This is a genomic window from Pseudomonas sp. PK-RTE-24 (assembly GCF_054052265.1).
Window position 1 is genome coordinate 2458971 of sequence record NZ_CM133224.1, and the last position, 22542, is coordinate 2481512.

General features: G+C 57.0%; 15 protein-coding genes, 2 tRNA genes and 3 rRNA genes. 16 read left to right on the plus strand and 4 right to left on the minus strand.

Annotation, left to right across the window (positions count from 1 at the left end):
- The first annotated feature begins 13 nt into the window (after nucleotides 1-13).
- Both ACV8MC_RS11030 and ACV8MC_RS11035 read left to right on the plus strand, forming a co-directional pair.
- Entirely contained in the window at nucleotides 14-763 is a 750-nt protein-coding gene (locus ACV8MC_RS11030; protein ID WP_041477844.1) for a tetratricopeptide repeat protein, read from the plus strand.
- Nucleotides 763-1098, plus strand: coding sequence for a YqcC family protein (locus tag ACV8MC_RS11035; protein ID WP_041477845.1), 336 nt, complete (start codon nucleotides 763-765; stop codon nucleotides 1096-1098). Before ACV8MC_RS11030 ends, ACV8MC_RS11035 begins: the two co-directional genes overlap by 1 nt.
- Nucleotides 1099-1220: 122 nt before the next feature.
- Here the strand turns inward: ACV8MC_RS11035 and ACV8MC_RS11040 are convergent, their stop codons facing one another.
- On the minus strand, nucleotides 1221-1637 hold the full coding sequence (locus ACV8MC_RS11040; protein ID WP_056790380.1) for a DUF4124 domain-containing protein: 417 nt from the start codon (nucleotides 1635-1637) through the stop codon (nucleotides 1221-1223).
- A 399-nt stretch (nucleotides 1638-2036) separates the two neighbouring features.
- On the opposite strand from ACV8MC_RS11040, the gene ACV8MC_RS11045 reads away from it, so the two are divergent.
- The 14 genes from ACV8MC_RS11045 to ACV8MC_RS11110 all read left to right on the plus strand — a co-directional run bounded on the left by ACV8MC_RS11045 (nucleotide 2037) and on the right by ACV8MC_RS11110 (nucleotide 17502).
- Complete coding sequence (locus ACV8MC_RS11045; RefSeq protein WP_252876901.1) at nucleotides 2037-3761, plus strand: acetolactate synthase 3 large subunit; 1725 nt, start codon at nucleotides 2037-2039, stop codon at nucleotides 3759-3761.
- Between the two features lie 2 nt (nucleotides 3762-3763).
- Nucleotides 3764-4255 carry an acetolactate synthase small subunit gene (gene ilvN / locus ACV8MC_RS11050; protein WP_003176102.1) on the plus strand — a complete coding sequence of 164 codons (492 nt, stop codon included), beginning with the start codon at nucleotides 3764-3766 and terminating at the stop codon, nucleotides 4253-4255.
- A 46-nt stretch (nucleotides 4256-4301) separates the two neighbouring features.
- Nucleotides 4302-5318, plus strand: coding sequence for a ketol-acid reductoisomerase (ilvC, locus tag ACV8MC_RS11055; RefSeq protein ID WP_003228216.1), 1017 nt, complete (start codon nucleotides 4302-4304; stop codon nucleotides 5316-5318).
- Nucleotides 5319-5466: 148 nt separating this feature from the next.
- Nucleotides 5467-6324: a CDP-diacylglycerol--serine O-phosphatidyltransferase gene (gene pssA, locus ACV8MC_RS11060; RefSeq protein WP_016773182.1), complete on the plus strand. Its 858-nt coding sequence runs from the start codon at nucleotides 5467-5469 to the stop codon at nucleotides 6322-6324.
- Between the two features lie 63 nt (nucleotides 6325-6387).
- Complete coding sequence (gene msrP / locus ACV8MC_RS11065) at nucleotides 6388-7401, plus strand: protein-methionine-sulfoxide reductase catalytic subunit MsrP (protein ID WP_024014317.1); 1014 nt, start codon at nucleotides 6388-6390, stop codon at nucleotides 7399-7401.
- A complete protein-coding gene (gene msrQ, locus ACV8MC_RS11070) occupies nucleotides 7401-8024 on the plus strand; it encodes a protein-methionine-sulfoxide reductase heme-binding subunit MsrQ (RefSeq protein WP_252878896.1) in 624 nt (207 codons plus the stop codon). Before msrP ends, msrQ begins: the two co-directional genes overlap by 1 nt.
- Nucleotides 8025-8565: 541 nt before the next feature.
- Nucleotides 8566-10102, plus strand: a 16S ribosomal RNA gene (locus ACV8MC_RS11075).
- A 123-nt stretch (nucleotides 10103-10225) separates the two neighbouring features.
- Nucleotides 10226-10302, plus strand: a tRNA-Ile gene (locus tag ACV8MC_RS11080).
- A gap of 10 nt (nucleotides 10303-10312) precedes the next feature.
- A tRNA-Ala gene (locus tag ACV8MC_RS11085) sits at nucleotides 10313-10388 on the plus strand.
- 238 nt (nucleotides 10389-10626) lie between these two features.
- Nucleotides 10627-13520: ribosomal RNA gene (locus ACV8MC_RS11090) — 23S ribosomal RNA — on the plus strand.
- A 154-nt stretch (nucleotides 13521-13674) separates the two neighbouring features.
- A 5S ribosomal RNA gene (gene rrf, locus ACV8MC_RS11095) occupies nucleotides 13675-13790 on the plus strand.
- The 16S, 23S and 5S rRNA genes sit together here with 2 tRNA genes alongside, the layout of an rRNA operon.
- Nucleotides 13791-13936: 146 nt before the next feature.
- Nucleotides 13937-14596, plus strand: coding sequence for a paraquat-inducible protein A (locus tag ACV8MC_RS11100; RefSeq protein WP_150741809.1), 660 nt, complete (start codon nucleotides 13937-13939; stop codon nucleotides 14594-14596).
- Entirely contained in the window at nucleotides 14583-15206 is a 624-nt protein-coding gene (locus tag ACV8MC_RS11105; RefSeq protein ID WP_056790346.1) for a paraquat-inducible protein A, read from the plus strand. The genes ACV8MC_RS11100 and ACV8MC_RS11105 overlap by 14 nt, the downstream gene beginning before the upstream one ends.
- A complete protein-coding gene (locus ACV8MC_RS11110) occupies nucleotides 15199-17502 on the plus strand; it encodes a PqiB family protein (protein ID WP_041480022.1) in 2304 nt (767 codons plus the stop codon). Before ACV8MC_RS11105 ends, ACV8MC_RS11110 begins: the two co-directional genes overlap by 8 nt.
- A 176-nt stretch (nucleotides 17503-17678) precedes the next feature.
- Here ACV8MC_RS11110 and mksF read toward each other — a convergent pair whose 3' ends face one another.
- Genes mksF through mksB form a run of 3 tightly spaced genes read right to left on the minus strand, consistent with a single transcriptional unit; the run spans nucleotide 17679 to nucleotide 22487 of the window.
- The gene (mksF, locus tag ACV8MC_RS11115) at nucleotides 17679-20519 is read right to left on the minus strand and encodes an Mks condensin complex protein MksF (RefSeq protein WP_041480021.1); all 2841 of its coding nucleotides are present in this window, start codon (nucleotides 20517-20519) and stop codon (nucleotides 17679-17681) included.
- The gene (gene mksE, locus ACV8MC_RS11120) at nucleotides 20516-21217 is read right to left on the minus strand and encodes an Mks condensin complex protein MksE (protein ID WP_457265278.1); all 702 of its coding nucleotides are present in this window, start codon (nucleotides 21215-21217) and stop codon (nucleotides 20516-20518) included. The genes mksF and mksE overlap by 4 nt, the downstream gene beginning before the upstream one ends.
- Entirely contained in the window at nucleotides 21207-22487 is a 1281-nt protein-coding gene (gene mksB / locus ACV8MC_RS11125) for an Mks condensin complex protein MksB (protein WP_160768349.1), read from the minus strand. Before mksB ends, mksE begins: the two co-directional genes overlap by 11 nt.
- Nucleotides 22488-22542: the final 55 nt, after the last annotated feature.

Here is a 22542-nt window from a genome sequence, read left to right on the forward strand (position 1 = left end):
AAGAGGGTTTCAAGTGAACAAGTGGTTGATTCCAGCGGTGACCGCCGTGGCTTTGCTCAGCGGCTGCTCCACCGTACAGCGTGGTTCGATTCCGGTAGTGGATTCGGGTACGGCCGTGTCCAATAGCGAACGCATCGGCGCCAATGGCGGTTTCCGCCAGACCACGGTCAAGCGCCCGGCGCAGGGCCAGACTCAGGCGATTCCGCAAGGCGATACCGGCGTGGTGGTGATGGTGCCGGGCGGCGGTGCTGCGGTGTCAACACCGATCAGTTCTTCGCCGATCGTCCCGGGGCCTGCATCTGGCGGTATCACGTCGGGGCCTTACAACCCATCGGCGGTTGAGTCGGCACCGATCAACTCCGGCAGCTACAGCATGCCGTCGACGCCAAGTGGCATTCCTTCGGCCAGCAGCGGTGGCGGGCTGTCGGCGGATGAGCAACTGGACGGTCCGGTACTCGCCTTGCTGACCACCGCGCAACAGCAGCAGGCCGGCGGCGACCTCAACGGTGCCTCTTCCAGCCTGGAGCGGGCGCAACGTGTCGCCCCCCGGGAGCCACAAGTGCTTTACCGTCTGGCGCAGGTGCGCATGGCCCAGGGTGATGCGCCGCAAGCCGAGCAATTTGCCCGTCGCGCGTTGACCATGGCCAACGGTCGTCCGGATCTGCAAGCCAGCCTGTGGGAAATCATCGCTCAATCTCGTGAGAAACAAGGCGATTCCGCCGGCGCCGCACTGGCCCGTCAGAAGGCCAAGGTTTCCCTGTGATGGATGTGCGCTTCCCGAAAATCGCCGATCAGCTGTTGTTGATTGAACGCGAGCTGCGCACCCAGGGCTGGTGGGATGAGGTTCAGCCGTCGGTCGAAGCCCTGAGCAGTGTCGAGCCGTTCTCGGTCGACACGCTGGACTTCGAGCAATGGCTGCAATGGATCTTCCTGCCGCGCATGAAGATGATCCTCGAACAGGATCTGCCCTTGCCGAACGCCTCGGGCATTCAGGAAATGGCGGAAATGGTCTTCGCCCAGCGCAACCTTGGCGGCAAGGATCGGCAGTTGCAGGTGCTGCTCAAAGAGTTTGACCTGCTGATCACTGCCTCCCGCTGAGCGCGGTTGTAGGCGCTTTGTAGGAGCTGCCGAAGGCTGCGATCTTTTGATTTTAGACGAGCAGGATCAAAAGATCGCAGCCTCGTTGCACTCGTCAGCTCCTACAAGTTCCGACGTCGCGATTACGAGCAATTCTCGGCAATCTGCTTCTTCGCTTCGACGATGCGTTCCTGACGCTGTGTATCGTCGAGCCTGCGCAAATCCCCCTCGACCTCCTCACGCAAGCGCGGATTGTTCTGCAGTTGCGCCAGGTTCGTGCGTGCCTGTTCGCAAAAGGCCTTGAGCTGCGCCTGCTGCTCGGCGACCTGTTTCTTCACCTTGGCATCAATGGCTTTCTGATCGCCGAGTACGCCGCCGCCCGGCAGCGGCGCGGCTTTCGGCGCGGGTGAGGAGGGCGTTTGCAGGGTCGTCGCCGGTTGGCCCTGCGGCGGTTGTGCATCGAAATGTGTGACGCCTTGGGCATCGACCCATTTGTAGATTTGAGCGGCCGAGCACCATGGGCTGAGACCGATCAGCAAAGTGAGGAGGAGCGTTCGCATGCTGATTCCTTGGCAAAAATGCGCAATTGACGCTAACAGAGTAGCGCTTTTCAGGTTTTTTCTTGCGTTCTCATGTGCTTACCCACAATTAACCCCACAGACGACTTGACTTGCAGAGGGCGAAACAGAAGAATCCAAAGTCCGCTGTAGAGGGACTGCCAGAAGCAGACCCACTCGGTAGATCATGAGGCGCACATCCGCGCCGACCTGTTACACCCGCAACGCGTTACCTCGCGCTGGGTGGGAAAGGCCCGCAACACTTGGGACGATCCCAATACTTGCTCAGTCAGTGCTGACGTAGTCGGCGACCACCGTCGCTCATGCTCTGCCGAGAAGTAAACCTATTAAGACCCGCCCCTTTTTTGTGGACGGTATTCTGGCGTTTTAGAGGTGAACAACGTGGAGCTTTTATCTGGCGGTGAGATGCTCGTCCGCTTTTTGCGTGACGAAGGCGTCAAATATATCTACGGGTACCCGGGTGGTGCTCTCCTGCATGTTTACGATGCCCTGTTCAAAGAACCGGAAGTGACCCACATCCTGGTTCGTCACGAACAAGCGGCTACCCATATGGCTGACGGCTACGCCCGTGCCACCGGTAAAGCCGGCGTGGTATTGGTGACATCCGGTCCAGGCGCCACAAACGCCATCACCGGTATCGCCACCGCCTATATGGACTCGATTCCGATGGTGATCATTTCCGGTCAGGTGCCAAGCACCATGGTCGGCACCGACGCGTTCCAGGAAACCGACATGATCGGTATCTCCCGGCCGATCGTGAAGCACAGCTTCATGATCAAGCACGCATCGGAAATCCCGGAAGTCATGAAGAAGGCCTTCTACCTGGCGCAATCCGGTCGTCCTGGCCCGGTCGTGGTCGACATCCCGAAAGACATGACCAATCCGGCCGAGAAATTCGAATACGTTTTCCCGAAGAAAGCCAAGCTGCGTTCCTACAGCCCGGCCGTTCGCGGTCACTCCGGGCAGATCCGCAAGGCGGCAGAAATGTTGTTGGCGGCCAAGCGCCCGGTGCTGTACTCCGGCGGCGGCGTGATTCTCGGCAATGGCTCCGCGCAACTGACCGAGCTGGCGAAAATGCTCAACCTGCCGGTGACCAACACCTTGATGGGTCTGGGCGCTTTCCCTGGCACTGACCGTCAGTTCATCGGCATGCTCGGCATGCACGGCAGCTACACCGCGAACCTGGCGATGCACCATGCCGATGTGATCCTCGCCGTCGGCGCACGCTTCGACGATCGGGTGATCAACGGCCCGGCGAAATTCTGCCCGAACGCCAAGATCATCCACATCGACATCGACCCGGCGTCGATCTCCAAGACCATCAAGGCTGACGTGCCAATCGTGGGTCCGGTCGAGAGCGTCCTGACCGAAATGGTCGCGATCCTCAAGGAAATCGGCGAGACCCCGAACAAGGATTCCGTGGCCAGTTGGTGGAAGCAGGTCGATGAATGGCGTGGCGATCGCGGCCTGTTCCCTTATGAAAAGGGCGACGGCAGCAAGATCAAACCGCAGACCGTGATCGAAACCCTCTGCGAAGTGACCAAGGGCGACGCCTTTGTGACCTCCGACGTGGGTCAGCACCAGATGTTCGCTGCGCAGTACTACACGTTCAACAAGCCTAACCGCTGGATCAACTCCGGTGGTCTGGGCACGATGGGCTTCGGTCTGCCAGCAGCGATGGGCATCAAGCTGAGCTTTCCGGACGACGACGTTGCCTGCGTCACCGGCGAAGGCAGTATCCAGATGAACATCCAGGAGCTGTCGACCTGCCTGCAATACGGCTTGCCGGTAAAGATCGTCATCCTCAACAACGGTGTGCTGGGCATGGTTCGCCAGTGGCAGGACATGAGCTACGGCAGCCGTCACTCGCACTCCTACATGGAATCGCTGCCTGACTTCATCAAGCTGGCTGAAGCCTACGGCCATGTGGGCGTACGCATCACCGAATCGAAAGATTTGAAGTCGAAGATGGCCGAAGCGTTCGCCATGAAGGATCGCCTGGTGATCATCGATGTTGCGGTCGACACCAGCGAGCACGTCTACCCGATGCAGATCAAAGACGGCTCCATGCGCGATATGTGGCTGAGCAAGACGGAGCGTACTTAATCATGCGGCACATTATTTCCCTGCTTCTGGAAAACGAACCCGGCGCTCTGTCTCGTGTAGTCGGTCTGTTCTCGCAGCGCAACTACAACATCGAAAGCCTGACCGTGGCGCCGACCGAAGACCCGACCCTGTCGCGTCTGACGCTGACCACCGTGGGCCACGATGAAGTGATCGAGCAGATCACCAAAAACCTGAACAAGCTGATCGAAGTGGTCAAGCTGGTGGACCTGTCGGAAAGCGCTCACATCGAGCGTGAACTGATGCTGGTCAAGGTCAAGGCCACTGGCGCCCAGCGCGCCGAGATCAAACGCACCACCGATATCTACCGTGGACAGATCGTCGACGTCAGCGCCAGCGTGTATACCGTTCAATTGACCGGTACCAGCGACAAGCTCGACAGCTTCATTCAGTCCATCGGCACCGCATCGATTCTGGAAACCGTCCGTAGCGGCGTGACCGGCATTGCTCGCGGCGACAAAGTTCTCAGCATCTAAACCAAATTAGCGCATGGCCTGAACGGCCGGATATAAGGGGAAATTCATGAAAGTTTTCTACGATAAAGACTGCGACCTGTCGATCATCCAGGGCAAGAAAGTTGCCATCATCGGTTACGGCTCCCAGGGCCACGCTCAGGCGTGCAACCTGAAAGACTCCGGTGTCGACGTTACCGTCGGTCTGCGTAAAGGTTCGGCCACCGTTGCCAAAGCCGAAGCTCACGGCCTGAAAGTGACCGACGTGGCTTCCGCTGTTGCCGCTGCCGACCTGGTCATGATCCTGACCCCGGACGAGTTCCAGTCCTCGCTGTACAAGAACGAAATCGAGCCGAACATCAAGAAAGGCGCCACTCTGGCCTTCTCCCACGGCTTCGCGATTCACTACAACCAGGTTGTTCCGCGTGCCGACCTCGACGTGATCATGATCGCGCCGAAAGCCCCGGGCCACACCGTGCGTTCCGAGTTCGTCAAAGGCGGCGGTATCCCTGACCTGATCGCGATCTACCAGGACGCTTCGGGCAATGCCAAAAACGTAGCGCTGTCCTACGCCGCTGGCGTCGGTGGCGGTCGTACCGGCATCATCGAAACCACCTTCAAGGATGAGACCGAAACCGACCTGTTCGGCGAACAAGCCGTTCTGTGCGGTGGTACCGTTGAACTGGTAAAAGCCGGTTTCGAAACCCTGGTTGAAGCTGGCTACGCGCCGGAAATGGCCTACTTCGAGTGCCTGCACGAACTGAAGCTGATCGTTGACCTCATGTACGAAGGCGGTATCGCCAACATGAACTACTCGATCTCCAACAACGCCGAGTACGGCGAGTACGTGACTGGCCCGGAAGTGATCAACGCCGAATCCCGTCAGGCCATGCGCAACGCCCTGAAACGTATTCAGGACGGCGAATACGCCAAAATGTTCATCAGCGAAGGCGCAACCGGCTACCCTTCGATGACCGCCAAGCGTCGTAACAACGCCGCTCACGGTATCGAAATCATCGGCGAGCAACTGCGCTCCATGATGCCGTGGATCGGTGCCAACAAGATCGTCGACAAAGCCAAAAACTAAGTCGTCGTCCCTTGTACGAAAAACGCGGCCTAGGCCGCGTTTTTTCGTTTGGGCCGGTGCTTCTGGTATAAAGCTGCATCGTTTGTGGCCGAACTGTCGTCCTCAAGCCTCTGTCGAATTTTTTCCAAACCGTTGCAAGGTAATGTCCATGAGCGAACGTCCCGAAGAGCCGAACAAGGCTTCCGACGCCGAAAGCCTGCTGCCCATCGATGAACACATCGAAGAAGGGCACGACGCCGAAGGTCGTAAAGTCCGGCATCGTGGTATCTATCTGCTGCCGAACCTGTTCACCACCGCCAACCTGTTCGCAGGCTTCTATTCCATCATCAACTCGATGAGCGCGCAGGCCGCGTTGAGCGCCGGCGACTCGGTGAATGCGAGCAAGTATTTCGCCTTCGCTGCGATCGCGATTTTCGTGGCGATGGTGCTCGACGGTCTCGATGGTCGCGTAGCGCGCATGACCAATACGCAAAGTGCTTTCGGCGCCGAGTATGACTCGCTGTCGGACATGGTCGCCTTCGGTGTCGCGCCGGCATTGCTGGCCTTCGGCTGGGCGTTGGGCGATATGGGTAAGGTCGGCTGGATGGTCGCTTTCATTTATGTAGCGGGTGCGGCGTTGCGTCTGGCGCGGTTCAACACCCAGGTTGGCACGGCGGACAAACGTTACTTCATCGGTCTGGCCAGCCCGGCGGCGGCAGGCGTTGTGGCCGGCATTGTCTGGGCGTTCAGCGATTACGGCATTCAGGGTTCGAAGATGTCGTTCCTGGTGGCGTTGATGGTGGCGGCGGCCGGCATGCTGATGGTCAGCAACATCAAGTACAACAGCTTCAAGGAGCTGGATCTCAAAGGTCGCGTGCCGTTCGTGGCGATCCTGGCGGTGGTGCTGGTATTCGCTGTCGTGTTCAGTGATCCGCCGCGCATTCTGCTGCTGGTGTTCCTCGCCTATGCGGCGTCCGGTCCGGTACAGTATCTATTGCGTCTTCGTCGTCACAAAAACGCCGAGTGATGTAATTTCCCGCATACTCCGCAGTCTATGGGTGCACCTGTCCTCCAAAGCTGCGGAGTTGTCATGTTGATCAAGATCCCCAAAGCATCCGACTGCCATGAGTCGGATGTCACGCCTGAAGCCATTTATCTCTCCCGTCGCCAATTGCTCGGCGCCACTGCTGCCGGTATTGCCGTGAGCAGCCTGCCACGCTGGGCCAGTGCCGCTGATGCCCCTCGCTACTCTGATGTTGAATCCGGCAAGGCTCCGGCCTGGTTTGCCGAAAAGCTTCCTTCTACTCAATGGGGTGCGGTCAACGTCAAGGACGAGGCGATCACGCCTTATAAAGACGCCACGAACTACAACAACTTTTATGAATTCGGTACCGGCAAGGGCGATCCCGCGAGGAACGCTGGCGACCTGAAAACCGAACCCTGGAGCGTGGTGATTGACGGGGAGGTGGGTAAGCCGGGGCGTTATGCGCTGGAAGACTTCATGAAACCGTATCAACTGGAGGAACGTATTTATCGTCTGCGCTGCGTCGAGGCGTGGTCGATGGTCATTCCCTGGATCGGCTTTCCCATCTCGGCCTTGCTCAAGCAGGTCGAGCCGACTTCCAAGGCCAAGTACATCCGCTTTGAAACCCTGCAAGATCCCAAGAGCATGCCCGGCCAGCGCTCCGGTTTTGCCTTGATCGACTGGCCGTACGTCGAAGGCTTGCGTCTGGATGAGGCGATGAATCCTTTGGCGATTCTGGCGGTGGGCATGTATGGACGCGAACTGCCGAACCAGAACGGCGCGCCTTTGCGTCTGGTGGTGCCGTGGAAGTACGGCTTCAAAAGCGTGAAATCCATTGTGCGCATCAGTCTGGTCAGCGAGCAGCCGAAGACCACTTGGCAAAGCATTGCTGCCGATGAGTATGGCTTTTATGCGAACGTGAACCCTACGGTCGATCATCCGCGCTGGACCCAGGCGCGCGAGCGGCGCCTGCCGAACAGTCTGTTCAAACCGAATGTGCGCGATACCCAGATGTTCAACGGCTACTCGGATGAAGTCGCTTCTTTATATACAGGGCTCGATCTGCGGAAGAACTACTGATGCGTTATCCGTTCTGGCGAGTGGGCGTGTTCATTGCGGCAGCGATCTGGCCATTGCTGTGGTTCTATCAGGCGTTCGCCGATCTGCTCGGGCCTGATCCGGGCAAGGTGCTGGTTGATCGTCTCGGGCTTGGCACGCTGGTGTTGCTGTTGATTACGCTGAGCATGACGCCGTTGCAAAAGCTGAGCGGCTGGGCGGGGTGGATTGCAGTGCGCCGGCAGTTAGGGCTTTGGTGTTTTGCTTATGTGACGCTGCATCTGTTCAGCTATATGGCGTTTATCCTTGGGTTCGACTGGTCGCAGTTGGGTGTTGAGCTACGCAAGCGGCCTTACATTATTGTCGGTGCACTGGGCTTTCTCGGATTGCTGATACTGGCAGTGACGTCGAATCGTTATAGTCAGCGTCGTTTGGGTGCTCGCTGGAAGAAGCTGCATCGCTTGGTTTACGTGATACTTGGGCTGGGTTTGCTGCATATGCTCTGGATCGTGCGGGCTGATCTGGAGGAGTGGGCGATTTATGCCTTTATAGGTGGTGTGCTTTTGCTGCTTCGTCTACCGCCGGTGATGAGACGAATCCCGCGTTTACTGGGTAAAAAGCAGAATCTGCAAGAAAAGCGAAATTAACGGTTGACGGCAGATTCCAGAGGTCTATAATTCGCCCCACTTCCGGCGCAGTCGAAACGGAAAACTCCTTGAGATTCAAAGAGTTATGCGGTTTTCGACAGCGGCTTGCTTCAGATCATCGAGGCCTGGGAGGAGTTGAAAGAGCAGCGATGTGTAGCTCTTTTAACGGTTCGATCTTCTCGGTCGAAAGTGGAGAAAAAGAGGTGTTGACAGCAGCGATTAACGCTGTAGAATTCGCCTCCCGCTAACGAGAGATCGGAAGCGCAAGTGGTTGAAGTTGTTGAAGAATTCTTCGAAAACTTCTGAAAATAATCACTTGACAGCAAATGAGGCTGCTGTAGAATGCGCGCCTCGGTTGAGACGAAAGATCTTAACCAACCGCTCTTTAACAACTGAATCAAGCAATTCGTGTGGGTGCTTGTGCAGTCAGACTGATAGTCAACAAGATTATCAGCATCACAAGTTACTCCGCGAGAAATCAAAGATGTAACCAACGATTGCTGAGCCAAGTTTAGGGTTTCTTAAAAACCCAAAGATGTTTGAACTGAAGAGTTTGATCATGGCTCAGATTGAACGCTGGCGGCAGGCCTAACACATGCAAGTCGAGCGGATGAAAGGAGCTTGCTCCTGGATTCAGCGGCGGACGGGTGAGTAATGCCTAGGAATCTGCCTGATAGTGGGGGACAACGTTTCGAAAGGAACGCTAATACCGCATACGTCCTACGGGAGAAAGCAGGGGACCTTCGGGCCTTGCGCTATCAGATGAGCCTAGGTCGGATTAGCTAGTTGGTGAGGTAATGGCTCACCAAGGCGACGATCCGTAACTGGTCTGAGAGGATGATCAGTCACACTGGAACTGAGACACGGTCCAGACTCCTACGGGAGGCAGCAGTGGGGAATATTGGACAATGGGCGAAAGCCTGATCCAGCCATGCCGCGTGTGTGAAGAAGGTCTTCGGATTGTAAAGCACTTTAAGTTGGGAGGAAGGGTTGTAGATTAATACTCTGCAATTTTGACGTTACCGACAGAATAAGCACCGGCTAACTCTGTGCCAGCAGCCGCGGTAATACAGAGGGTGCAAGCGTTAATCGGAATTACTGGGCGTAAAGCGCGCGTAGGTGGTTTGTTAAGTTGGATGTGAAATCCCCGGGCTCAACCTGGGAACTGCATCCAAAACTGGCAAGCTAGAGTATGGTAGAGGGTGGTGGAATTTCCTGTGTAGCGGTGAAATGCGTAGATATAGGAAGGAACACCAGTGGCGAAGGCGACCACCTGGACTGATACTGACACTGAGGTGCGAAAGCGTGGGGAGCAAACAGGATTAGATACCCTGGTAGTCCACGCCGTAAACGATGTCAACTAGCCGTTGGGAGCCTTGAGCTCTTAGTGGCGCAGCTAACGCATTAAGTTGACCGCCTGGGGAGTACGGCCGCAAGGTTAAAACTCAAATGAATTGACGGGGGCCCGCACAAGCGGTGGAGCATGTGGTTTAATTCGAAGCAACGCGAAGAACCTTACCAGGCCTTGACATCCAATGAACTTTCCAGAGATGGATTGGTGCCTTCGGGAACATTGAGACAGGTGCTGCATGGCTGTCGTCAGCTCGTGTCGTGAGATGTTGGGTTAAGTCCCGTAACGAGCGCAACCCTTGTCCTTAGTTACCAGCACGTAATGGTGGGCACTCTAAGGAGACTGCCGGTGACAAACCGGAGGAAGGTGGGGATGACGTCAAGTCATCATGGCCCTTACGGCCTGGGCTACACACGTGCTACAATGGTCGGTACAAAGGGTTGCCAAGCCGCGAGGTGGAGCTAATCCCATAAAACCGATCGTAGTCCGGATCGCAGTCTGCAACTCGACTGCGTGAAGTCGGAATCGCTAGTAATCGCGAATCAGAATGTCGCGGTGAATACGTTCCCGGGCCTTGTACACACCGCCCGTCACACCATGGGAGTGGGTTGCACCAGAAGTAGCTAGTCTAACCTTCGGGGGGACGGTTACCACGGTGTGATTCATGACTGGGGTGAAGTCGTAACAAGGTAGCCGTAGGGGAACCTGCGGCTGGATCACCTCCTTAATCGACGACATCAGCTGCTGCATGAGCTCCCACACGAATTGCTTGATTCATTGAAGAAGACGATAGAAGCAGCTTTAAGCTCCAAGCTGATAGCTCTGAGCTAACAGTTACAAGCTCGAAATTGGGTCTGTAGCTCAGTTGGTTAGAGCGCACCCCTGATAAGGGTGAGGTCGGCAGTTCGAATCTGCCCAGACCCACCAATTTTGTTATGGGGCCATAGCTCAGCTGGGAGAGCGCCTGCCTTGCACGCAGGAGGTCAGCGGTTCGATCCCGCTTGGCTCCACCATAAACTGCTTCGAAGTTTGAGAGTTTAGAAATGAATATTCGAGCTGAATATTGATTTCTAGTCTTTTGATTAGATCGTTCTTTAAAAATTTGGGTATGTGATAGAAAGATAGACTGAACGTTACTTTCACTGGTAACGGATCAGGCTAAGGTAAAATTTGTGAGTTCTCTTAGTTGAGAAATTCGAATTTTCGGCGAATGTCGTCTTCACAGTATAACCAGATTGCTTGGGGTTATATGGTCAAGTGAAGAAGCGCATACGGTGGATGCCTTGGCAGTCAGAGGCGATGAAAGACGTGGTAGCCTGCGAAAAGCTTCGGGGAGTCGGCAAACAGACTTTGATCCGGAGATGTCTGAATGGGGGAACCCAGCCATCATAAGATGGTTATCTTGTACTGAATACATAGGTGCAAGAGGCGAACCAGGGGAACTGAAACATCTAAGTACCCTGAGGAAAAGAAATCAACCGAGATTCCCTTAGTAGTGGCGAGCGAACGGGGACTAGCCCTTAAGTGGCTTTGAGATTAGCGGAACGCTCTGGAAAGTGCGGCCATAGTGGGTGATAGCCCTGTACGCGAAAATCTCTTGGTCATGAAATCGAGTAGGACGGAGCACGAGAAACTTTGTCTGAATATGGGGGGACCATCCTCCAAGGCTAAATACTACTGACTGACCGATAGTGAACTAGTACCGTGAGGGAAAGGCGAAAAGAACCCCGGAGAGGGGAGTGAAATAGATCCTGAAACCGTATGCGTACAAGCAGTGGGAGCAGACTTTGTTCTGTGACTGCGTACCTTTTGTATAATGGGTCAGCGACTTATTTTCAGTGGCGAGCTTAACCGAATAGGGGAGGCGTAGCGAAAGCGAGTCTTAATAGGGCGTCTAGTCGCTGGGAATAGACCCGAAACCGGGCGATCTATCCATGGGCAGGTTGAAGGTTAGGTAACACTGACTGGAGGACCGAACCGACTACCGTTGAAAAGTTAGCGGATGACCTGTGGATCGGAGTGAAAGGCTAATCAAGCTCGGAGATAGCTGGTTCTCCTCGAAAGCTATTTAGGTAGCGCCTCATGTATCACTGTAGGGGGTAGAGCACTGTTTCGGCTAGGGGGTCATCCCGACTTACCAAACCGATGCAAACTCCGAATACCTACAAGTGCCGAGCATGGGAGACACACGGCGGGTGCTAACGTCCGTCGTGAAAAGGGAAACAACCCAGACCGTCAGCTAAGGTCCCAAAGTTATGGTTAAGTGGGAAACGATGTGGGAAGGCTTAGACAGCTAGGAGGTTGGCTTAGAAGCAGCCACCCTTTAAAGAAAGCGTAATAGCTCACTAGTCGAGTCGGCCTGCGCGGAAGATGTAACGGGGCTCAAACCATACACCGAAGCTACGGGTATCACCTTCGGGTGATGCGGTAGAGGAGCGTTCTGTAAGCCTGTGAAGGTGAGTTGAGAAGCTTGCTGGAGGTATCAGAAGTGCGAATGCTGACATGAGTAACGACAATGGGTGTGAAAAACACCCACGCCGAAAGACCAAGGTTTCCTGCGCAACGTTAATCGACGCAGGGTTAGTCGGTCCCTAAGGCGAGGCTGAAAAGCGTAGTCGATGGAAAACAGGTTAATATTCCTGTACTTCTGGTTATTGCGATGGAGGGACGGAGAAGGCTAGGCCAGCTTGGCGTTGGTTGTCCAAGTTTAAGGTGGTAGGCTGAGATCTTAGGTAAATCCGGGATCTTAAGGCCGAGAGCTGATGACGAGTTACCCTTTGGGTGACGAAGTGGTTGATGCCATGCTTCCAAGAAAAGCTTCTAAGCTTCAGATAACCAGGAACCGTACCCCAAACCGACACAGGTGGTTGGGTAGAGAATACCAAGGCGCTTGAGAGAACTCGGGTGAAGGAACTAGGCAAAATGGCACCGTAACTTCGGGAGAAGGTGCGCCGGTGAGGGTGAAGGACTTGCTCCGTAAGCTCATGCCGGTCGAAGATACCAGGCCGCTGCGACTGTTTATTAAAAACACAGCACTCTGCAAACACGAAAGTGGACGTATAGGGTGTGACGCCTGCCCGGTGCCGGAAGGTTAATTGATGGGGTTAGCTAACGCGAAGCTCTTGATCGAAGCCCCGGTAAACGGCGGCCGTAACTATAACGGTCCTAAGGTAGCGAAATTCCTTGTCGGGTAAGTTCCGACCTGCACGAATGGCGTAACGATGGCGGCGCTGTCTCCACCCGAGACTCAGTGAAATTGAAATCGCTGTGAAGATGCAGTGTATCCGCGGCTAGACGGAAAGACCCCGTGAACCTTTACTATAGCTTTGCACTGGACTTTGAATTTGCTTGTGTAGGATAGGTGGGAGGCTTTGAAGCGTGGACGCCAGTTCGCGTGGAGCCATCCTTGAAATACCACCCTGGCAACTTTGAGGTTCTAACTCAGGTCCGTTATCCGGATCGAGGACAGTGTATGGTGGGTAGTTTGACTGGGGCGGTCTCCTCCTAAAGAGTAACGGAGGAGTACGAAGGTGCGCTCAGACCGGTCGGAAATCGGTCGTAGAGTATAAAGGCAAAAGCGCGCTTGACTGCGAGACAGACACGTCGAGCAGGTACGAAAGTAGGTCTTAGTGATCCGGTGGTTCTGTATGGAAGGGCCATCGCTCAACGGATAAAAGGTACTCCGGGGATAACAGGCTGATACCGCCCAAGAGTTCATATCGACGGCGGTGTTTGGCACCTCGATGTCGGCTCATCACATCCTGGGGCTGAAGCCGGTCCCAAGGGTATGGCTGTTCGCCATTTAAAGTGGTACGCGAGCTGGGTTTAGAACGTCGTGAGACAGTTCGGTCCCTATCTGCCGTGGACGTTTGAGATTTGAGAGGGGCTGCTCCTAGTACGAGAGGACCGGAGTGGACGAACCTCTGGTGTTCCGGTTGTCACGCCAGTGGCATTGCCGGGTAGCTATGTTCGGGAAAGATAACCGCTGAAAGCATCTAAGCGGGAAACTTGCCTCAAGATGAGATCTCACTGGAACCTTGAGTTCCCTGAAGGGCCGTCGAAGACTACGACGTTGATAGGTTGGGTGTGTAAGCGCTGTGAGGCGTTGAGCTAACCAATACTAATTGCCCGTGAGGCTTGACCATATAACACCCAAGCAATTTGCTGACCTGAAAAGGCACCAGATTGCGGTGTGTGAAGACGAAACGAACCGAAAGTTCGAAATTCACAAACACCTAGCTGTCACATACCCAATTTGCTGAAGCGAGGCCATCTGGTCACGAGTCAGTACCCGAATTTCTTGACGACCATAGAGCGTTGGAACCACCTGATCCCATCCCGAACTCAGCAGTGAAACGATGCATCGCCGATGGTAGTGTGGGGTTTCCCCATGTGAGAGTAGGTCATCGTCAAGATTAAATTCCGAAACCCCAATTGCGAAAGCAGTTGGGGTTTTGTTTTGCCTGCGAGAAAGTTTCAGCGCTATGGCGAACAAAATTGCACAGTTATTTTCGAAGCAGAACACTAGAATAGCCCCATCTTTATCGGAGCCAGAGCCTGTATGTCAGAATCGGTTGACGCCCCCGGGCTGTCAGATTTACCGCTGGAAGACTTGATAGCCTGCCACGAGTGCGACCTGCTGATGCGCAAGCCGACACTTGCCCATGGTGAGAAAGCACTCTGCCCGCGTTGTGGTTATGAGTTGTACGCCCATCGCCATAACGTGGTGCAGCGCAGCCTCGCCCTGGTGATTGCCGCGTTATTACTTTACGTGCCGGCAAACTTTTTACCCATCATGCAACTCAATATCCTCGGGCAATCCTCGCAGGATACGGTCTGGAGTGGCGTAGTTGGCCTGTTCAGCACCGACATGCAAGGTGTGTCGATCGTCGTCTTCCTTTGCAGCATGGCCATACCGTTACTGAAGTTGTTGTGCCAGCTGTTTGTCCTACTGACGATCCGCTTCAATGTCAGCCGTAGTTATGGCTTGTTGCTCTATCGTATTTACCACCACCTCAGAGACTGGGGCATGCTCGAGGTCTACCTCATGGGCGTGCTTGTCGCGATCGTGAAGCTGGCGGATATGGCAGCAATTACCGTCGGCCTCGGGCTGGCATGTTTCATTGGCTTGTTATTGGTGCAAGTCTGGCTGGAGGTGGTGATGTCACCGCATCAGATCTGGCAGGCATTATCAGGAGAGGATGCCCATGCGGGCGATTGATGCGGGCATTCTGGTGTGCACCGAATGCCACGAGCTGAACAAGCAGGAAGCTGACGTCGACGAGCAGAGCTGTACCCGCTGCGGCGCGCAGGTTCACGCTCGCCGCCCCAACAGCTTGACCCGCACCTGGGCGCTGTTGATCACGGCAGCCATTATCTATGTTCCGGCGAATGTCTTGCCGATCATGACGGTCAGTTCTCTGGGCCAGGGTGAACCGAGCACTATCATGTCTGGGGTGATTGAACTGGTTCAGCACGGCATGATCCCGATCGCCACCGTGGTGTTCATCGCCAGCATTCTGGTGCCCACGTTCAAACTGGTCGGCATCGCATTGTTGCTGTTTTCCGTGCAGCGCCGGCAGCCATTGTCGGCCCGTCAGCGCATCTGGATGTATCGATTCATCGAGTTCATCGGCCGCTGGTCGATGCTCGATATTTTTGTGATCGCCATTCTCGTGGCGGTCGTCAACTTCGGCCGGATAGCCAGTGTCGAAGCCAATCTGGGCGCCGTCGCCTTCGCCTCTGTGGTGATTCTGACGATGCTCGCCGCAGTAACTTTCGATCCCCGACTGATTTGGGATAACACGGAGTCGGACGACGACCATGACTGATTTGCCTGTAGCGAAAACCCGACCGGCTTCGAACTGGTCGGCCATTTGGGTGCTGCCTCTGATCGCGCTGATCATCGGCGGCTGGCTCGGCTGGCGTGCTTATTCCGAGACCGGTATCGAAATTCAGGTGCGCTTCGAAAGCGGCGAAGGCATCCAGGCCAACAAGACTGAAGTGGTCTACAAAGGCATGCCGGTCGGCAAGGTCAAGACGCTCAAGCTCGACGATGAGGGCAACTCGAAAGGGGTGATCGCCACCATCGAGATGAACAAGGATGTTGAGCAGTACCTGAAGACCAGCACGCGGTTCTGGCTGGTCAAACCGAGCGTGACCCTGGCCGGTATCACCGGTCTGGAAACATTGGTCTCGGGTAACTATGTCGCCATCAGTCCCGGTGAAGGCGAGCCGGTGCGCAAGTTCAAGGCACTCGCCGAAGAACCGCCGCTGTCCGACGCCAAGCCCGGTCTGCACCTGACCATCAAGGCCGATCGCCTAGGCTCGTTGAATCGCGGCAGCCCGGTGTTCTACAAACAGATCAAGGTCGGTCAGGTCAAAAGCTACGTGCTGTCCGAGGATCAGAGCACCGTTGAACTTAAGGTGTTCATTGAGCCTACCTACGCCAAACTGGTGCGCAAACATACTCGTTTCTGGAACGCCAGCGGCATCAGCATCGACGCTAACCTGTCCGGCGTGAAAGTGCGCAGTGAATCCCTGGCCAGCATCGTCGCCGGTGGTATCGCGTTCGCGACGCCGGAGAATCGCAAGGACAGTCCGGCGACCGACCCGAGCCTGCCATTCCGTCTCTATGAAGACTTCGACGCTGCCGCTGCCGGCATTCGCGTGAAGGTCAAACTCAGCGATTTCGAGGGCCTGCAAGCCGGTCGCACGCCGGTGATGTACAAAGGCATTCAGGTCGGCAACCTGAAAGCGCTCAAAGTCGATCCGGACCTGAACAGTGCAACAGCCGAGCTGACCCTCGATCCGTTGGCCGAAGACTATCTGGTTGAGGGCACGCAGTTCTGGGTGGTCAAACCGTCGATATCCCTTGCCGGTATTACCGGCCTGGAAGCGCTGGTGAAAGGTAACTACATCGCCGTGCGTCCGGGCGACAAAGGCGCTGCGCCGAAACGCGAATTCGAGGCGCGACCGAAAGCACCACCGCTGGATCTGCGTTCGCCGGGCCTGCATCTGGTGTTGTTTACCGATTCGCTGGGTTCGATCGATGTCGGCAGTCCGATTCTGTACAAGCAGGTCAAGGTCGGTTCGGTGCAGAGCTACCAGTTCTCCCGAACCAAGAAGCAGCTGGTCATCGGCGTGCACATCGAGAAGGAATACGAAAACTTGGTCAACGCCTCGACGCGCTTCTGGAACGTCAGCGGCATTACCCTCACGGGTGGCTTGACCGGCGGCATTCAGGTCAAGAGTGAATCTTTGCAAACGCTGATGGCCGGCGGTATCGCGTTCGAAACGCCGCAAGCCAATGCGCCGTTGAAGAAACGTATCCCGCGCTTCCGTCTGTTCGCCGATCACGATGAGGCGAACAAGAAAGGTGCAGTCGTTACCATCAAAGTCGATCGCGCCGACGGTTTGAGCAGCGGTACGCCAGTGCGTTTCAAGGGGTTGGACGTAGGCAAGATTGAAAGCGTCGATCTGACCGATGACATGCAGTCGGTGATCCTCACCGCCCGCATCACCGAAGTGCCGGAGAAGATTGCGCGAGTCGGCAGTCAATTCTGGGTGGTCAAGCCGGAACTGGGTTTGATCAAGACGCAGAATCTGGAAACGCTGGTCACTGGCAAATACATCGAAGTCCAGCCGGCGGCGAAGAATCTCGGCCCGCAGAAGAACTTCGTTGCCTTGGCCGAAGCGCCGGAAGTCACCAGGCAGGAAGCGGGTCTGAGTCTGGTGTTGAGCGCCGCACGTCGCGGTTCCTTGAAGCCCGGCGTTCCAGTGACTTACCGTGAGATCACCGTCGGAAAGGTGACCGGTTATGAATTGGGCCAGACAGCTGACCGTGTGTTGGTGCACATCCTGATCGAGCCGAAGTACGCGCCACTGGTGCGTAGTGGCAGCCGCTTCTGGAACACCAGCGGCGTGGGCTTCGATTATGGGTTGTTCAAGGGCGTGACGGTGCGCACCGAGTCGCTGGAGACACTGATTCAGGGCGGGATTGCCTTCGCCACCCCGGATGGCGAGCGCATGGGCAATCCGGCGCGAGCCGAGCAGACGTTCCCGTTGTTCGACAAGTTCGAGGATGAATGGCTGACCTGGGCGCCGAAGATTCAGCTGGGTAAGTAGTGGCGCCTATTGAATAGCCTTCGCGAGCAGGCTCGCTCCCACAGGGGAACGCATTCCAATTGTGGGAGCGAGCCTGCTCGCGAAGGGGCCAGCCACATCAACACAAAATCCAGACCATAAAAAAGGGCCGCGATCTCATCAGATCGCGGCCCTTTTTTTGCTTCAGCTACCGCCGATCAAACCGCATCCAGCTCCGGCTCATCCGCCTGCACATTCAGCGTGGCCTTGACCACATCATGGCGGCGGATGTACTTCCAGTCCGCTTCATCGATGTAGATCCCGGCCGGGCCGCTGCCGCCTTCCAGGTCGATCGCGACACTGGCGCAGACCTGCGGCTTCACGCTCGCCAGAATCGGCACGAAGCCCAGTTGCAGACTGGTTTCAAGCAGCGCCGCCTGGTTCTTCTCGTCGATATCCGCCGCCTCGTCGAGGTAGTACGGTAGACGCACGCGACCGGCCAGATCGCGATCCATCAAATGCAGCAACAAGTACATGTTGGTCAGCGCCTTGATGGTCATGGTCGTACCGTTGGAGGCCGCGCCGTCGATGTCGGTGTGGATCACCGGTTGGCCGTTGACCTTGGTGATCTCGAAAGCCAGTTCGAACAAATCCTTGAGGCCGAGCTGGTTGTGGTTCGCTGCCACCAGCCGCGCCAGATATTCCTTGGCCTCTTCGTTCTTGTTGTCCTGCTCGGCGCTCTGGCTGAGGTCAAACACCGACAGGGTTTCGCCTTCCTCATACTGCCCGGCGCTGTGGATGATCTGGTCGATGTGCTTGAGCGCTTCCTTGTTTGGTGCGAGGACGATGCGGAAGCTCTGCAGGTTGGAAACCTGCCGCTTGTTGATCTCGCGGTTGAACAGCGCCAGTTGATGCTCGAGGCTGTCGTAATCGCTGCGGATGTTGCGCAGAGTGCGGGCGATGTCGGTGACCGCCGCGCGCCGCGCCTTGCCGAGGGTCAGGGCTTCATCGGTGCGGTGCGCGTAAGCGTTGATCAGCAACGACAGACGCCGCTCCATATCATCTTCGCTGTCGAACTTGGCCACACCTTTCAGACGCACCTGCGCGTACAGCGCTTCGATCTGGCCATCGGCACGCAGGAGGCCCTGCCAGCTGTCCTGATAATCGTTGAGCAGCGGCAGCAGGTTGTCCATCGAATCATCGACCGGATCCATGAACGGCGTGCCGAACGGCAGATCCGCCGGCAGCAACTGACGACGACGCAGCGCATCGTCGAGCGTGCGTTGCTTGGCTTCCATGTCGGCGATCTGACGGCCGACCAGTTGCAGCTTGGCCGACAGTTGCTGGACGCGCTCGGTGAACGCATCGCTGGAGCGCTTGAGTTCGTCCTGCGCGGCTTCCATCTGCGCCAGTTGCTCAAGCTTGTCGCTTTCTTCGGCGCTCAGGGTCTGGGTGCGACGGAAATCTTCCAGCGCCTTCTGTGCGTCCAGCACCTGCTGGTACAGCGCTTCGGTCTGGGTCTTGCTCGCGGCGCGGTCGGCGGCCACGGCCTGCTGGGTTTTCAGTTGCTTGAGCTCTTTTTCCAGACGCTCTTTCTGATCGCGCAACGCGGCGCGGTCAGCCAGCGCCTGCAAGGCGGGCGGCTCAATGTGCGAGATGTCGATCGACAGGCCCGGCACTTCGAAGCGCTCGCCCTTGAAGCCATCAAGAATCAGCTCCACGGATTTGACCCACTCACCGTTCTCGTCGAGGGTGATGCCATGTTCGCCCAGCGGCAGGCTGAACAGCGCGCTATTGAACAGACGCATCAGACGCTCGACGTCCTGTTGCGAGAACTCTTCGCGCAGGCGGGCGTAGCTGTTGTTATCAGCGTGATCGAGTTGTTGCTTCACCGACTTCAGGCGTTTTTCCAGATCGCGCAGACGCTCTTCCAGATCTTCGGCGCTGAACTGACGCGACTGCGCCAAGGCACCGGCCAGTTCGTCGTGTGCATCCTTGGCGGCGAGCAATTGTTGCTCTAGCACTTTGACGTCATCGACCAGGGCAAAGCGGTTCTTCAGCACCGACAACTCGCCGAGCCAGCGCTGGATGCCGGAAATTTCCCGCTCCAGACGCATCAGTTCCTGAGTACCACCGCGTTGATCGTTCTGCAGATCGTCCTGCTCGCGACGATAGTGCTCGGCCTGGATGGTCAGCTCTTCCTTGCGCGCCGTGGCGTAGTCCGACCAGGTGCCGAGCAAGGAATCGAGCAGCGGCGACAGGCGATGCAGTTTGCCGCGCAGCACATCGCGCTGTTTCACGCCGTTGGCCAGCGCTTCAACCAACGGGCCGGCAGCGACCAGCGAGTTGTAGTCCTGCTCCATGCGCCGCACATCGCGGAAGGCTTCTTCGCAGGCAGCAATGTAGTCGACGCTGCCGGAACGCAAGCTGTGTTCGAAAGCATCGAGGAACAGTTGCTTGAGCTTGGCCGCGGTGATTTCGCGCATGTGCAGCAGGTTGATGAACAGCGCGCGGAAGGTCTTCAGGCTCTGCTCGCTGGTGGAGCGCAGCGGGATCAGCGTCAGGTCGAGCGGGATCGACGTATGGCCGCCAACCAGCAAGCGGCGCAGTTCATCCGGCTTGAGTTCGTAGGCTTTCAGGCCTTCTTTTTCCAGATTGCTGAACAGTTCTTTCTGGCGCAGGCAGGTGTCGTTTTTCTGGTAATGCGCCAGATCGAGCTTGCCGGCGTAAGCGAAGAACTGGTGACCGAAACCGCCGCCCGGGCCGCGACCGACCACGCCGATCACGTGGGGGCCGTGGGGCAGGTTGACTTCGACGAGGATGTAACTGGTGTCGGAGGCGAAGTAGAAGCGCCGCGATTGTTCGAGGCTGTACTTGCCGAAACTCATGTCCGACATGCGTGCCAGAATCGGGAACTGCAAAGCGTTGATCGACGCCGACTTGCCGAGGTTGTTCGCGCCGTAAACCGACAGCGGTTCTTCCAGCGGAAACAGACCGAGGCTGTAACCGGCGGTGTTCAAAAGGGCAAAGCGGCGGATGCCGTAGCGTTCCTGGCTCATGCATCGGACTCCTGTTCTTCGGCAATGGCGCGGGCCAGTGCGTCTTCTTCGCTTTCTTCTTCAAATTCGGAAAGATCGAGCGGATCGTCGGTTTCGAGGAATTTCGCTTCGGCTTCTTCGTCGATCAGCACCGGTGCCGGCAGCGGCAGAACGCTGTGCACGCTGGCTGCAAGGTCGCGGTCCTGTTGTACCGACAGGCACACGTCGAGGAAACGGTGCATCGGCGGCAGGAAGCGGTAGACGCCGTTTTCTTCGCCGGCAAAACCGAGCTGGGTCATGCGGCGCATGATCTTTTCTTCGAGTTCTTCAACAGTCTGCACTTCGGCCTGGATGAACAGGTCGCGGTACTTGTCCAGCAGCAACGGCAACTCTTCGCGGCCGAGGCTGCCGCCGTCGAGCACGGCAATCGGGTCGCGGCCCTGATCGGCCAGGTGCTCAACGAGGATGAAGGTGAACAGCGCCAGACGCTGGGCGGTCTTGTTCACCGCTGCGGCGGCCATGTCCGGCACGAAATAGTAGAAACCACGGGTGTCGCAGACCAGTTCAAAGCCCAGCGCCTTGAACAGCGTGCGGTACTGGTCCTGGAAATTCGACAGTTGTGCGTACAGCTCAGGATCACGGCGGCTGACGTGGTAACCCTTGAACAACTCGCGGAAGATCGGCGCCAGTTGCGACAGTTCGGAAAGATCAAGATGCATTTGGGATGCTCGCAGAATCCTCGGCGGCGGTATCGCTGGCCGAGAGCAGGGCGAAGGAGCGCAGGCTGACCTGGTGCTCGTGAGTATGGTATTCGCGGCGTTCCAGACGCTCGCGCTTGAAGCGTTTTTCCCGCGACAGGCGCGAGAACCAGTAAAGCAATTCGTCGGTGGCGCCGTCCGGTTCCTGCTCCAGCAGCCAGGTCATCAGGTCCGGCATCGGCAGGGACTCTTCGCAACGATCGACCATCTCGCGCACGGTGCGCGGTGCACGTGGGGCGTCGCCAGCCTTCTGGGTTTTGTGCGCCTTGGGGAAGCGCGCCGGCTTCGGCTCGAAACGCGCCAGCGCGTAGACGTAGGCTTCGACCTGACTGGCGCTGCCCAGGAAGGTGCTTTGCGGGCGGGTGAACAGTGGCATCGCCGCTTGCGGCACGGCGTCGATGCCTTTACGCCGGATCGCCGCCAGCGCCAGTGCGGCGCCACGGGTCACGGCGTTATGCCGACGCGCTTCTTCACGCAATGGCAGCAGCAGTTCGCGGGCATGGCGCAGGGTCAGTTGCGCGCTGGTCTGCATTTCGAGGATGCGCGCGTGGGTGCGCAGGAGCATGTCGTCATCGACCAGATGGCCGAGGCGCTGCTGTTCGCTGAGCATCTTCAGCAGCACGGTTTCGACCTTGCGCACGCCTTGTTCGAAGGCGCCATCGGCGTTGACCAGATCGATCATCGGCTCGACGTATTCGTCCCACGTCGCCAGGACTTCGGCGTAACGCTGACGCAGCGGAATCTGCCGGTCGCTGGTCTTCGCGCGCTCGGCCACGGCCACCAGCGCCTGTTCGTCGTTGTCGAGTTTCTTCAGTACGTCGCGCACGCGCATGTCGAGCAAGCGCAGCTGGCGCGCCAGATCGTTGCCGTCACGAACGTCGAAAGCGTCCTGGATATAACCGGCCAGACGCTCAAGGTGACGCAAATAGGCTTCGATTTCCAGGCACAGACCGAGGCGGTGTTCGCGGCGCAGGTAGGCGAGGAAGTCGTGGATCTGCGCGTTGAGCTCGAAACGGTTCGGGCTTTTCGCCACCGGAACCAGAATATCGAGGCGAATCCACACGTCGAGCAGGCTGGTGATGTCCTGCGGCGTGCTATCGAGTTGTTGGGCGGCCAGTTGCGTGCGCAGTTCGTTGAGGCTCAGGGTGCCTTGGTCGAAGTGCTCGCACAGTGGCTCCAGAAGTGCCCAGTGTTCAGCGAGGGCGCGCAAGACGCGCTTGGGTTCGATCATCGGAATGGCCGGCTGGTTGGCGATTAAAAGCGGCGATTGTACTGCATCACAGGCG

Coding starts and splice junctions, on each gene's coding strand:
- ACV8MC_RS11040 (WP_056790380.1), bottom strand. CDS start 1,637: ATGCGAACGCTCCTCCTCACTTTGCTGATCGGTCTCAGCCCATGGTGC.
- ilvN (WP_003176102.1), top strand. CDS start 3,764: ATGCGGCACATTATTTCCCTGCTTCTGGAAAACGAACCCGGCGCTCTG.
- ACV8MC_RS11035 (WP_041477845.1), top strand. CDS start 763: ATGGATGTGCGCTTCCCGAAAATCGCCGATCAGCTGTTGTTGATTGAA.
- pssA (WP_016773182.1), top strand. CDS start 5,467: ATGAGCGAACGTCCCGAAGAGCCGAACAAGGCTTCCGACGCCGAAAGC.
- ilvC (WP_003228216.1), top strand. CDS start 4,302: ATGAAAGTTTTCTACGATAAAGACTGCGACCTGTCGATCATCCAGGGC.
- ACV8MC_RS11105 (WP_056790346.1), top strand. CDS start 14,583: ATGCGGGCGATTGATGCGGGCATTCTGGTGTGCACCGAATGCCACGAG.
- msrP (WP_024014317.1), top strand. CDS start 6,388: ATGTTGATCAAGATCCCCAAAGCATCCGACTGCCATGAGTCGGATGTC.
- mksF (WP_041480021.1), bottom strand. CDS start 20,519: ATGAGCCAGGAACGCTACGGCATCCGCCGCTTTGCCCTTTTGAACACC.
- ACV8MC_RS11100 (WP_150741809.1), top strand. CDS start 13,937: ATGTCAGAATCGGTTGACGCCCCCGGGCTGTCAGATTTACCGCTGGAA.
- ACV8MC_RS11110 (WP_041480022.1), top strand. CDS start 15,199: ATGACTGATTTGCCTGTAGCGAAAACCCGACCGGCTTCGAACTGGTCG.
- msrQ (WP_252878896.1), top strand. CDS start 7,401: ATGCGTTATCCGTTCTGGCGAGTGGGCGTGTTCATTGCGGCAGCGATC.
- mksB (WP_160768349.1), bottom strand. CDS start 22,487: ATGATCGAACCCAAGCGCGTCTTGCGCGCCCTCGCTGAACACTGGGCA.
- mksE (WP_457265278.1), bottom strand. CDS start 21,217: ATGCATCTTGATCTTTCCGAACTGTCGCAACTGGCGCCGATCTTCCGC.